Below are 11,550 nucleotides of genomic sequence, written 5' to 3'. Positions count from 1 at the left end.
CTCCTCTGGATGACCGAGCCCCTCCGCCATGAGTTCATGGTGCGGGCCCTGCTGATCAGCATGGTGGTGGGCGTGGTGTGCGGCCTGCTGTCCTGCTTCATGACCCTCAAGGGCTGGGCCCTGATGGGGGATGCGGTCTCCCATGCGGTGATGCCCGGCGTGGTGATCGCCTACGCGCTCGGCCTGCCCTTCGCCCTCGGGGCATTCGTGTTCGGCGTCGGGTCCGTGACCCTGATCGGGGTCATCAAACAGATGACCCGGATCAAGGAGGACACGGTGATCGGCCTGGTGTTCACAGGCTTCTTCGCCCTGGGGCTGACCCTGATCTCCAAGGTGCGCAGCAACCTCGATCTCACCCATATCCTCTTCGGCAACGTGCTGGGAATCAGCGACGCGGACGTGGTGCAGACGCTGCTGATCAGCGCGCTGGTGCTCGTGGTGCTGCTGGTGTTCCGGCGCGACCTGATCCTGTTCTGCTTCGATCCCACCCATGCCCGTTCGATCGGTCTGCGCACGGGCGTGCTGCACTACCTCCTGCTCACGGCGCTCTCCCTGGCCGCGGTCGCCGGACTGCAGACGGTGGGCATCATCCTGGTAGTGGCGATGCTGGTGACACCTGGCGCCACCGCCTATCTGCTCACCGACCGGTTTGACCGCATGAGCTGGATCGCCGTGGCCTCCGCGGTGATCTCCAGCGTGCTGGGCATCTACTGGAGCTACTGGATGGATGCCTCCACCGCCGGCTGCATCGTGCTGGTGCAGACCGGCCTGTTCATGCTCAGCTTCGTGCTGGCCCCCCGCCATGGGCTGCTGGCCCAGGTGCGCCGGTGATGGCCGAGGCGACCGGCCGGAGCCAGTCGTGGCCCTGGTGGCCACTGCTGCCGCTCTACCCCTATGGCCGCCGCCAGACCCTGATCCGGGAACTGATCCCCGCGCAGGTGTGGAGCTTCGAGCAGCTCCAGGGGGTGCTCTATGTGGCCGTGCCGATCCGCATGACGGTGCTGCGGCTCCGCCGGGGCCTGCTGCTCTACGCCCCGGTGGCCCCCACCGTCGAGGTGCGCCGCGCCCTCGCCGATCTCGAGCAGCGCTTCGGCCCGGTGCAGACGATCGTGCTGCCCACCGCCTCGGGCCTGGAGCACAAGGTGGCGGTGCCGGCGATGGCCCGGGCCTTCCCCATGGCCACCGTGTGGGTCACGCCCCGCCAGTGGAGCTTTCCGATGGCGTTGCCGCTGAGCTGGCTCGGCTTCCCGGCCAGGCGCACCCGCGTGCTGTTCGAGCAGGGCGTGCCCCATGCCGAGGAGCTGGACTGGAAAGCCCTCGGCCCGCTGGATCTCGGCCTGGGAACGTTCCTGGAGGTGGCCTGCCTGCATCGCGCCAGCGCCAGTGTGCTGATCACCGATGCCCTGGTGGCCATCGGCAGAGAGCCTCCCGAGCTGTTCGGCGCCGATCCCACCCCCCTGCTGTTCCACGCTCGGGATCGGGGCGATGAGCCCCTGCAGGATGGCCCGGAGAACCGCCGCCGGGGGTGGCAGCGGCTCGTGCTGTTCGCCAGCTACCTGCGCCCCGACCGGCTGGCGGTGCCCCCCTGGGGGGAGGTGCTCAGCCAGGCCCTGGCCCCCGGGCTCCGCTCACTGCGCTGCTATTTCGGCCTCTATCCGTTCCGCTGGCTGCCCGGCTGGCAGGAGGAATTCCAGGCGCTGCTCCCGACACCGTCCGCCCCTCTCCGGGTTGCGCCGGTGCTCGAGCGGCTGGTCTTCCCCCGCTGCCGCTCGGCGCTGCTGGACTGGTTGCGGGCCATGGCCCGCGACTGGGAGATCGGCTGGGTGATCCCGGCCCATTACGAGGCCCCGGTGGCGGTGAGGGCCTCCCAGCTGGCGGACCTGGCCGACAGCCTCGAGGTCGGCACCTGGGCGCCGGACGGGGGCAGCTGGGCCTATCTGGCCGGGATCGATCGGAACCTGCTCAGGCTCGGGGTGGTTCCCCGCTCGCCGGGGGTGCCGCCTCAGTGCTGAGCGACCAGCCGCGTCGGGCGGCTCAGAGCCGCAGTTCGCCCGGATCGGCATCGCGGCAGGGGTCGTCCCCGGCGTCGTCGGTACCGAGCAGGCTGGTTTCCAGCTCCATCCTCTGCTCCATCTGGCGGAGGAAGTACCCCGTCATCATGGCCGAGGCCAGCAGGCCGGCCAGGTTGTCGCGGTTGGTCTGAATCTTGACTTCGAAATGCTCGCCGGGGAGCATGCCCAGCAGGCCCTGGACGTTGTGACGAATGATGTCCTGGATGTCGCCGCTGGCCGAGCGAGCCACCCGCTGCAGCACATCCGGAGACTGCTCCTGAAGGTATTGGATCAGGGAATTGCCGCTGATCGCTTCAGTGTCCGTCGTCAGGAACTCCGGGTTGAACATTTCCGGTGTGCTCCGCGTCACCATCGAACCTTAACCCAGCTGCCGGGAGGCACCAGGGGCGCCCTCGGGGGGGGAGAACCGAATCGCTCCGAACCTGCCCAGGGGCCAGTAGCGCCAGACGGCCGCGCCGATCAGATGCTCCTCCGGCAGGGGACCCCAGAGATGGGAGTCCAGGCTGGCGTTGCGGTTGTCTCCCAGCACCAGCACATGCCCGGTCGGCACCTCGAGCGGTGGCAGGGCATAGTCCATCGGTTCGGCCGCCCAGTCCGCGGCCACGGGCGTGCCGTTGCGCCACAGCCGGCCCTGGCGCACCTCCACCCGGTCACCGGGGCGGGCCACGATCCGCTTGATCAGGGCCGCACGGGGGGAGTAGCCCGCCTCCTGCAGCAGCTGCGGCGGGTGGAACACCACCACGGTGCCCACCGGCAGGGGCCGGTGCAGACGGGTCCGCACCTTCTCCACCAGCACCCGGTCCTGCAGCTGCAGCGTGGGCAGCATCGAGCCCGAGGGGATCCAGCGGGGTTCGACCAGGGCCCAGCGCAGCAGCAGGGCCACGGCCACCCAGGCCAGCAGGGGCAGCAGCTGCCGCCGCAGGTCGGCCAGGCGGGAGGGTGTGCCGGGGGCCGCTGTCCCGGACCCCGGGGCGGCATCGGGCAGGACGTCGGGCAAGGCGGACGGGGAAGATGGTCGCCCCATCCTGCAGGTCCTCGCGTGGATCTGGCCCGCCGCAATCTCGAGGCAGCCCTGCGGCTGCTGCAGGCCCTGATTCGCCAGGGGGCCGGACCGGTGGTGCTCTGCCCCGGCAGCCGTTCCGGCCCCCTGGCCACCGCCGCCGGGATGCTCGAGCGTCGGGGGCTGCGCCTGCTCACGGCCGTGGATGAGCGTTCGGCGGCCTTCCTGGCCCTGGGCTGTTCCCGCGCCGGCGATGGCTGCGCCGCGGTGATCACCACCTCGGGCACCGCCGTGGCGAATCTGCTGCCGGCGGCGGTGGAGGCTGACCTCGGCGGCATCCCCCTGCTGCTGATCAGCGCCGATCGGCCGCAGCGCCTCAAGGGGTGCGGTGCCAACCAGACCGTGAACCAGGAGGCTTTCCTCGCCTGCAGCGTGCGGGCCGTCCTGCAGGGGGATGGACGGGGCCTGGCGGTGATGGCTCCCGAAGCCCTGGATCAGCTCGGGCTGCGGGCCATGGCGGCCACAGCCGCCGGGCCCGCGGCCCCCGCCGGTCCGGTGCACCTCAACCTGCCGCTCGAGGAACCCCTGCATCTCGATGGTCCGGGGCTGCAGGCGGTCGCATCCGGGCTGGCGATGGCCTCCTCCTCCCCCGCCTCAGCTTCGGTCCCAGCTGCCGCATCCGTGCCCATGGCCCGGCCGCCCTGGCCCCGCATCGGGGCCGCCGGGCTGGACCCCGATCAGTCCGGTGTGGTGGTGGCCGGACCCTGGCGGGGGCGCCCCCAGCACTGGCCAGCCTTTCTGGAGGCCCTGCGCCGCTGGCAGGTCCGCAGCGGCTGGCCGGTGCTGGCTGACGGTCTCAGCGGCCTCCGGGGCGCCGCCGGCCTCGCGCTCGTCGGCGGGGCCGATCTCGCCCTCGATCCCGTGCCTGCCGACCTGCTGGTGGGCCAGGTGCTCCGCCTCGGGCCGATGCCCGCCAGCCGCCGCATTCAGCAGTTCCTGCAGGCCTGCGGCGGACACCAGGTGCTGATCAGCGAGCAGGAGCCCCGCCGGCTCGACCCCCTCGGCACCGCAGCGCTGCAGTGGGCCGGGGGGCTGGCCGGCTGGCTCGATCAGCTGCCGCCGGGCTGCCTGGCAGGCCATCCCGGCGCCGGGAGCATGGCCCTGGCCCGCCGCTGGCGGCGGCTGGACCAGGCCGTGCAGCAGTTGCTGGACCGGGAACTGGTGGGGGAGGACTGGGGGGAGCCGGCCCTGGCCCGCCAGCTCAGCCGCCTGCTGCCGGAGGGGGTGCCGCTGGTGATCGCCAACAGCTCCCCGGTGCGGGACTGGGACAGCTTCGCCGTCCCGGGCGGCACGGCGCGCGCCGTGCACGCCTTCCGGGGGGCTTCCGGCATCGACGGCACCCTCTCGCTGGCCTGCGGCGTCGCCGAGGTCCAGGGCCGCGCGGTGCTGCTCACCGGTGACCTGGCCCTGCTGCACGACAGCAATGGCTGGCTCTGGCACGGCCAGCTCGCCGGCCGGCTGGTGGTGGTGCTGATCGACAACGGCGGTGGGGGGATCTTCGAGCAGCTGCCGATCCGGCCCGAGGGCGATGGGCCCCTGGATTTCGAGCGGCTGTTCGCCATGCCCCAGGCCGTCAATCCCGTGGCCCTGGCGGCGGCCCATGGGGTGCCCGCCCGCTCCGTCAGCGGCCCCGCGAGCCTGGCCGCTGACCTGGCCTGGGCCCTGGCGCAGCCGATGGCCCTGCTGCACGTGCCCACCGACCGGCGCCGCGATGCCGCCCGTCGCCAGGCCCTGCGCAGAATGGCCAGCGCCCTGGCCGCTTGCCCATGACCGCTGCCTCCGTGAGCTGGCGCAGCGCCGGCAGCTACGAGGACATCCGCTTCGATCTGTGCGATGAGGGAATCGCCCGGATCACGATCGACCGGCCCCACAAGCGCAACGCCTTCCGGCCGCTGACCGTGCAGGAGCTCTGCGATGCCTTCGCCCGGGTGCGCGACAACCCCCGGATCGGCGTGGTGCTGTTCACCGGAGCGGGTCCCGCCGCCGATGGCGGGTGGGCCTTCTGCGCCGGCGGTGACCAGAGCGTGCGGGGTGACGGGGGCTACGTCGATGCCAGCGGCCTGCCCCGGCTGAACGTGCTCGATCTGCAGCGCCTGATCCGCAGCCTGCCCAAGGTGGTGATCGCCCTGGTGGCGGGGTATGCCATCGGCGGCGGCCAGGTGCTCCACCTGCTCTGTGACCTGTCGATCGCTGCGGAGAACGCCCGCTTCGGCCAGACCGGCCCGAAGGTCGGCAGCTTCGATGGCGGCTTCGGGGCGGGTTACCTGGCCCGGGTGGTGGGCCAGCGCAAGGCCCGGGAGATCTGGTTCCTCTGCCGCCAGTACGGTGCCGACGAGGCCCTGGCGATGGGTCTGGTGAACGCGGTGGTGCCGCTCGAGCAGCTCGAGGCGGAAGGGGTCCGCTGGGCCAGGGAGGTGCTGCAGCACAGCCCGACGGCCATCCGCTGCCTCAAGGCCGCCTTCAATGCCGAGACCGATGGGCTGGCCGGCATCCAGGAACTGGCCGGCCAGGCCACCCACCTCTTCTACCGGACAGCGGAGGGCCAGGAAGGGCGCGACGCCTTCCTGGCGAAGCGGCCTCCCGACTTCTCCGATGCGCCCTGGTTACCCTGAGGGCCTTGAGACGCAGATGTCCGGCCACGGTGGAGAGACGGCAGCAGGCGCCCCTGGGCAGGTCCCTTGGCCTGCTGATCGCCACCGCCCTGGCCGGTGCGGCAGTGCTGCCGGGCAGGGCGCTCTCCGCTGAGCTGGGGGCCCCCGGGCCCCGGGTCCCCTCCACCACGGCTCTGCCCACGGCCAGCTTCTCCACGACCAGCCTGACCACCGCCCCCGTGCCATCCCGGCCCGCCACCGTGGGCCAGCGGGAGCTGGTGCTGGATCGGCGCCGCCGTCACCTGCTGGTGCTGGAGGGCGGACGTGAGCTGCGCCGCTTCCCGGTCGCGGTGGGGCGTCCAGGCTGGGAGACACCGGTGGGCCGCTTCCAGGTGATCGAGCTGGTGGCGAATCCGGTCTGGGAGCACCCGGCGACCGGCCAGCGGGTGCAGCCCGGGCCGGCCAACCCCCTGGGCAGTCGCTGGATCGGCTTCCACCGGGATTGCCAGGGCCGCAGGGGCTTCAACGGTCGCGAGAACCTGGTGGTGGAGGGCTGCGTCAGCGCCGGCTTCCACGGCACCCCCAACCGGGAGACGGTGGGTCAGGCGGCCTCCCACGGCTGCGTGCGCCTCTTCGACGAGCACGTGCGGGAGCTGTTCGCCCTCGTGCAGATGGGGACGCCGGTCACGGTGCTGCCCTGAGGAGCGGCCTGGATGCCAGCTCGGCGTCCATCGCTGGAAGTCAGTCCTGAAGCCCACCCCTAAAGTTGCGCCCACCTCTGGGCGGCCTGGATGCGCGTCTTGTTTGCTGCTGCCGAGTGCGCCCCCCTGATCAAGGTGGGTGGGATGGGGGATGTGGTGGGCTCCCTTCCCCCTGCCCTGGCCCAGCTCGGCCATGACGTGCGGATCGTGATGCCCGGCTACGGCCGGCTCTGGTCACGGCTGACGATCCCGGCCGATCCGGTCTGGCGCGGCCACACGATGGGCAACGATTTCGCCGTCTTCGAGGCCCGCCACCCGACCTCCGGCCTTCCCCTGTACCTGATCGGCCATCCGGTGTTCGACCAGGAACGGATCTACGGCGGCGACGACGAGGACTGGCGGTTCACCTTCTTCGCCAGCGCCACGGCGGAATTCTGCTGGCACCACTGGAAGCCCCAGGTGCTGCACTGCCACGACTGGCACACCGGCATGCTGCCGGTGTGGATGCATCAGGACCCGGAGATCAGCACGGTCTTCACCATCCACAACCTCAAGTACCAGGGCCCCTGGCGCTGGAAGCTCGACCGCATCACCTGGTGCCCCTGGTACATGCAGGGGGACCACACCATGGCGGCGGCCCTCCTCTACGCCGATCGGGTCAACGCGGTGTCGCCCACCTACGCGATGGAGATCCGCACGCCCCAGTACGGCGAGCAGCTCGAGGGCCTGCTGAACTTCATCAGCGGCAAGCTGCGCGGCATCCTCAACGGCATCGACACCGAGGACTGGAACCCCTCCACCGACCCCTGCCTGCCGGCCCGCTTCACCGCCGATGATCTGGCCCCCCGGGCCGGCAACAAGCAGGCCCTGCAGGAACGGTTCGGCCTCACCCCCAATCCCCGCACCTACCTGATGGGGTTGGTGAGCCGCCTGGTGGACCAGAAGGGCGTCGATCTGCTGCTGCAGGTGGCCGATCGGGTGCTGGCCTACACCGACAGCCAGATCGTGGTGCTCGGCACGGGCGACCGGACCTACGAATCGGGGCTGTGGCAGATGGCGGCGCGCCACCCGGGACGTTTTGCGGTGTTTCTCACCTACGACGATGCCCTCTCCCGCCTGATCTACGGGGGCAGTGACGCCTTCCTGATGCCGAGCCGCTTCGAACCCTGCGGCATCAGCCAGATGCTGGCGATGCGCTACGGCTCGGTGCCGGTGGTTCGGCGGGTCGGCGGGCTGGTGGACACCGTCCCCCCCAACGACCCGCTGATGGGCACGGGCACGGGTTACGGCTTCGACCGCTACGAGCCGATCGACTTCTACACCGGGATCGTGCGCTCCTGGGAGGCCTACCGCAACCAGGCGAGCTGGCAGGAGCTGCAGCGCCGGGGCATGACGATGGACTTCAGCTGGGCCCGCTCGGCCCTGGAGTACGACGCGATGTACCGCGATGTCTGCGGGGTGAAGGAACCCACCCCGACGGCCGAGGAGGTGGAGCAGTTCTCCCAGGGGCAGGATGCCGATCCCAGCCGTCGCGGCCTGGCCGCTCTGCTCAAGCGACGCTGAGGCCCGCCGGTGGCTGACCCCGGGGGGCTCCGCGAAGGCCCGGAGCCCAGGGTTGCGGAGCAGAGCACCGAGCTGCCCGCCCCCTGGGTCGATCCCTGGTCCCTGCTCCGGCGCGACCTGGAGGCGGTGCTGGCCAGCACCCGTCTGAAGCTGCAGGAGCTCGGGCGCCGCAACCGCCAGGGTGACCTGCCGCTGCCGGCCTTCTGGCCCGGCTCCTTCGCCAGCTGGTTCTGGCCCCTGGTCCTGGCGCTGGTGCTGCTGCTGGCCGCAGGTCTGCTGCGGCTCGCCTGGCCGGATCCGCAGGCTCCCCCCGCTGCCGCTTCCGGCCCTGCGCCGGCTCCAGCGGTCCAGCCCCCAGGCCCCCTTCCTGTCGCGCCCCTCCCCGCACCGCCAGCTCCGACCTCGCCCCCGCCGACCAGGCCCGAAGCTGCCCAGCCCGATCCGGTCCAGCCCGAGCCCATAGCCGATCCGCTCCTCGAGGGGCTGGAGCCCGAGGCCCCGAGCGGCCTGATCCGCCGTGGGGCCCCCGAGCCGGACCGCGCCCGTCTGCAGCTGGTGCTGGGCTCCGGCTTCGCGGAGCTGCCGCCCGCCGACCAGCAGCGCCGGGCTGAGCGCTGGCTCGAGCGCGCCCGCGGCCTCGGCTACGAAAGGCTCGAGCTGGTGGATGAGCAGGGTCGCCCCCTGGCCCGCTCCGCCCGGGTGGGTTCAGGCATGATCCTGCTGACGCCACCGCCAGCGCCCTGATGCCCCTTCATCTCAGCCAGTTGCAGCCGCTCTGGGGTGAACCGCTGGGGGCCGGCATCGCGGCGTCGGATCCGCCCCTCGCCGCCATCGGCACCGACAGCCGCCGCCCCGTGGCCGGAGGCCTGTTTCTGCCGCTGGTGGGCGAGCGCTTCGATGGCCATGCCTTCCTGGCCGATGCCATCGCCGCCGGCAGCCGTGCCGTGGTGCTGCAGGCGGAGCGGCTCGCACCCGGCCGGCTCGAGGCGCTGCTGGATCAGGCCGGCCGCTGCGGTTGCAGCGTCTGGGTCGTGGCCGACACCCTGCTGGCCTACCAGCAGCTGGCCACGCTCTGGCGCCGGCAGCTGGAGGCGGCGGTGGTCGCGGTGACCGGTTCGGCCGGCAAGACCACCACCCGGGAGCTCATCCGCGTGGCGCTGGCGTCGCTGGGCCCCGTGCTGGCCTCGCGGGGGAACGAGAACAACGACGTAGGGGTGCCGCTTACCCTGCTGCAGGCCGGCCGCGAGCATCGCGCCGTGGTGGTGGAGATGGGGATGCGCGGGCTGGGCGAGATCGAGCGGCTCAGCAGCTGCGCCGGGCCGGACGTGGCCGTGATCACCAACATCGGCACCGCCCATATCGGCCGGCTGGGCAGCCGCGAGGCGATCGCCCAGGCCAAGTGCGAGATCACCCGCTCCCTGGCGCCCGACGGGGTGGTCGTCATTCCGGCCGGCGATCCGCTCCTGGATGGGGCGCTGGCCGGTGGCTGGGCGGGGCGCGTGGTGCGGATCGCCCTGGCTGACGAGCCCGCCGCCCACCAGGCGGACTGGCTTGGCGCGCTCGATGAGACGAACCACACCCTGGTCGTGGATGGGGAGGAGCTGGAGCTCCCCCTCGAGGGCCGCCACCACGCCCGCAACCTGATGCTCGCCCTGGCCGTGGCGCGCGAGCTGGGGGTGGAGCTCACCGCCCTGCGGCAGCTGCAGGTGGAGCTGCCGGGAGGCCGCAGCCGCCGGCTCGACTGTGGTGGCGTGCGGCTGCTCGATGAGACCTACAACGCCTCCCCCGAGGCGGTGCTCGCCTCGCTCGACCTGCTGGCCCGCCAGAACGGGGGCCGACGCTTCGCCGTGCTCGGCACCATGCTCGAGCTTGGCGAGCAGAGCCTCGAGCTCCACCGGGGCGTGGCGCAGCGGGCCGGCGAGCTGGCTCTCGACGGGCTGGTGATCGTCGATGCCGGCGCCGAGGGCGCGGCAATGGAGCAGGCCGCCGCCGGCATGGCCCGCCTGGCCCGGGTCGCGACGCCCGAGCAGGCCGCCGCCGTGCTGCGGGGCTGGCTGGCCCCGGGGGACACGGTGCTGCTGAAGGCGAGCCGTGGGGTTGCCCTGGAGCGGCTGATCCCCCTGCTGCCGACCTCGGCGGTGGGGGCGCTCTAGGGGGCCGGCGGGGGGGCAGGGGTCTCCGGGCGGCCGTTCTGGGGTCCCGACCAGTTCTCCTTCACCAGCTGCCGGGCCCGACCCAGGGCCAGCGCACCCGCCGGCACGTTGCGGGTGAGGGTGGAGCCGGCACCCACCGTCACGTTCTCCCCCAGCTGGATCGGCGCGACCAGCACCGAGTTCGCCCCGGTCTTGCTGCCGGCCCCGATCACGGTGCGGTGCTTGCGCACGCCGTCGTAGTTGGCGGTGATCGTTCCCGCGCCCACGTTGACCCGCTCGCCCAGGTCGGCATCACCGATGTAGCTGAGATGGTTGACCTTCACCCCGCTGGCGAGGCTGCTGTTCTTCACCTCGACGAAGTTGCCCACGTGGCACTGGGCCGCCAGGCGCGATCCCGGACGGATCTGGGCAAAGGGCCCCACCGAGCAGTCCGGCCCCACCTCGGCATCCCGGACCACCGCGTACAGCACCTGCACGCCATCCCCCAGCCGGGCGTCCTCGATCAGCGTGCCCGGCCCGATGCGGCAGCCGCTGCCGATCTCGGCACTGCCGCGGAAGTGGCACTGGGGCTCGACGATCACGTCGCGGCCGAAACGGGTGCCTTCACTGAGGGTGCAGCTGCCGGGATCGACGAAGGTCACCCCCTCCGCCATCCAGTGGCGCCGCAGGCGCTCCTGCAGCACCGCCTCGCAGTGGGCCAGCTGCAGCCGGTCGTTGATCCCGTGGATCTCCTCGCCGTCGGCAACCTCCAGGTGCATGGCCGGGCTGAGCATCGCCACGGTGTCGGTCAGGTAGAGCTCCCCCTGGTCGTTGTCCGTCGAGAGCCTCGGCAGCACCGCCGCCAGGCGCTGCCAGTCGAAGCAGTAGATCCCCGCGTTGATCAGGGGGTTGCGGCGCTGCTCCTCCGAGCAGTCCCGGTGCTCGACGATCGCGCTGACCGACCCGTCGGCGTCGGCGAACACCCGCCCGTAGCCGCTGGGGTCCTCCATCCGGGCGGTGAGCAGGGTCACGGCCGCAGCGCGCTCACGGTGCAGGCGCAGCAGCCGCTCCAGGGTCTCGGGCCGCAGCAGGGGCACATCGCCGTTCAGCACCAGCAGCTCCCCGCTGAAGTCCCGAAGCGGCTCCAGCAGTTGCTGCACGGCGTGTCCCGTGCCGTTCTGGGGTTGCTGGAGCACGTACTCCAGCTCGTCCCAGGCGGCCAGCGACGCCTGGACCCGCTCCGCCTGGTGACCGACGATCAGCAGCTGGCGCTCGGGCTCGAGGTGGCGGCAGCCGGCCAGCACCCGCTCCACCAGGGTGCTGCCCGCCAGAGGTTGGAGCACCTTGGGAAGATCGCTCCTCATGCGCGTGCCCTTCCCGGCGGCCAACACGGCAACGGCGAGCATGGGCGGAGCGGCGGCTGGGGCGGAA

General features: G+C 72.1%; 11 protein-coding genes. 8 read left to right on the top strand and 3 right to left on the bottom strand.

Features of this window, described 5'->3' with window-relative positions; translation table 11 throughout:
• Positions 1-9: 9 nt before the first annotated feature.
• Both ACLNEE_RS01455 and ACLNEE_RS01450 read left to right on the top strand, forming a co-directional pair.
• Positions 10-831 carry a metal ABC transporter permease gene (locus tag ACLNEE_RS01455; RefSeq protein ID WP_411423054.1) on the top strand — a complete coding sequence of 274 codons (822 nt, stop codon included), beginning with the start codon at positions 10-12 and terminating at the stop codon, positions 829-831.
• Positions 831-2,012, top strand: a complete 1,182-nt coding sequence (locus ACLNEE_RS01450) for a DUF4336 domain-containing protein (protein WP_411423055.1) — start codon at positions 831-833, stop codon at positions 2,010-2,012. The genes ACLNEE_RS01455 and ACLNEE_RS01450 overlap by 1 nt, the downstream gene beginning before the upstream one ends.
• Before the next feature lie 22 nt (positions 2,013-2,034).
• Here ACLNEE_RS01450 and ACLNEE_RS01445 read toward each other — a convergent pair whose 3' ends face one another.
• Together ACLNEE_RS01445 and lepB are read right to left on the bottom strand one after the other, a co-directional pair.
• A complete protein-coding gene (locus ACLNEE_RS01445) occupies positions 2,035-2,424 on the bottom strand; it encodes a DUF760 domain-containing protein (RefSeq protein WP_412006694.1) in 390 nt (129 codons plus the stop codon).
• 6 nt (positions 2,425-2,430) lie between these two features.
• Entirely contained in the window at positions 2,431-3,069 is a 639-nt protein-coding gene (lepB, locus tag ACLNEE_RS01440) for a signal peptidase I (protein ID WP_411423056.1), read from the bottom strand.
• A gap of 42 nt (positions 3,070-3,111) precedes the next feature.
• On the opposite strand from lepB, the gene menD reads away from it, so the two are divergent.
• The 6 genes from menD to ACLNEE_RS01410 all read left to right on the top strand — a co-directional run bounded on the left by menD (position 3,112) and on the right by ACLNEE_RS01410 (position 10,140).
• Positions 3,112-4,902 (top strand): 2-succinyl-5-enolpyruvyl-6-hydroxy-3-cyclohexene-1-carboxylic-acid synthase, encoded by a 1,791-nt coding sequence (menD, locus tag ACLNEE_RS01435; protein ID WP_411423057.1) that lies wholly within the window; start codon positions 3,112-3,114, stop codon positions 4,900-4,902.
• Positions 4,899-5,744: a 1,4-dihydroxy-2-naphthoyl-CoA synthase gene (gene menB, locus ACLNEE_RS01430; RefSeq protein ID WP_411423058.1), complete on the top strand. Its 846-nt coding sequence runs from the start codon at positions 4,899-4,901 to the stop codon at positions 5,742-5,744. Before menD ends, menB begins: the two co-directional genes overlap by 4 nt.
• A 5-nt stretch (positions 5,745-5,749) precedes the next feature.
• On the top strand, positions 5,750-6,424 hold the full coding sequence (locus tag ACLNEE_RS01425) for a L,D-transpeptidase (RefSeq protein WP_411423059.1): 675 nt from the start codon (positions 5,750-5,752) through the stop codon (positions 6,422-6,424).
• Positions 6,425-6,514: 90 nt separating this feature from the next.
• On the top strand, positions 6,515-7,987 hold the full coding sequence (gene glgA / locus ACLNEE_RS01420) for a glycogen synthase GlgA (RefSeq protein ID WP_411423060.1): 1,473 nt from the start codon (positions 6,515-6,517) through the stop codon (positions 7,985-7,987).
• 9 nt (positions 7,988-7,996) lie between these two features.
• Positions 7,997-8,731 carry a hypothetical protein gene (locus ACLNEE_RS01415; protein WP_411423061.1) on the top strand — a complete coding sequence of 245 codons (735 nt, stop codon included), beginning with the start codon at positions 7,997-7,999 and terminating at the stop codon, positions 8,729-8,731.
• Complete coding sequence (locus ACLNEE_RS01410; protein ID WP_411423062.1) at positions 8,731-10,140, top strand: UDP-N-acetylmuramoyl-tripeptide--D-alanyl-D-alanine ligase; 1,410 nt, start codon at positions 8,731-8,733, stop codon at positions 10,138-10,140. Before ACLNEE_RS01415 ends, ACLNEE_RS01410 begins: the two co-directional genes overlap by 1 nt.
• On the opposite strand, the gene glmU is transcribed toward ACLNEE_RS01410, so the two are convergent.
• On the bottom strand, positions 10,137-11,525 hold the full coding sequence (gene glmU, locus ACLNEE_RS01405) for a bifunctional UDP-N-acetylglucosamine diphosphorylase/glucosamine-1-phosphate N-acetyltransferase GlmU (RefSeq protein ID WP_411423063.1): 1,389 nt from the start codon (positions 11,523-11,525) through the stop codon (positions 10,137-10,139). The two genes, ACLNEE_RS01410 and glmU, sit on opposite strands and share 4 nt — an antisense overlap.
• Between the last annotated feature and the right edge of the window lie 25 nt (positions 11,526-11,550).

Source organism: Aphanothece stagnina RSMan2012 (assembly GCF_046764815.1).
Taxonomy (GTDB): Bacteria; Cyanobacteriota; Cyanobacteriia; order PCC-6307; family Cyanobiaceae; genus NIES-981.
This window is presented reverse-complemented; position numbering and strand designations above follow the sequence as displayed.

Coding starts and splice junctions, on each gene's coding strand:
- ACLNEE_RS01455 (WP_411423054.1), top strand. CDS start 10: ATGACCGAGCCCCTCCGCCATGAGTTCATGGTGCGGGCCCTGCTGATC.
- ACLNEE_RS01450 (WP_411423055.1), top strand. CDS start 831: ATGGCCGAGGCGACCGGCCGGAGCCAGTCGTGGCCCTGGTGGCCACTG.
- ACLNEE_RS01445 (WP_412006694.1), bottom strand. CDS start 2,424: ATGGTGACGCGGAGCACACCGGAAATGTTCAACCCGGAGTTCCTGACG.
- menB (WP_411423058.1), top strand. CDS start 4,899: ATGACCGCTGCCTCCGTGAGCTGGCGCAGCGCCGGCAGCTACGAGGAC.
- glgA (WP_411423060.1), top strand. CDS start 6,515: ATGCGCGTCTTGTTTGCTGCTGCCGAGTGCGCCCCCCTGATCAAGGTG.
- ACLNEE_RS01410 (WP_411423062.1), top strand. CDS start 8,731: ATGCCCCTTCATCTCAGCCAGTTGCAGCCGCTCTGGGGTGAACCGCTG.
- glmU (WP_411423063.1), bottom strand. CDS start 11,525: ATGCTCGCCGTTGCCGTGTTGGCCGCCGGGAAGGGCACGCGCATGAGG.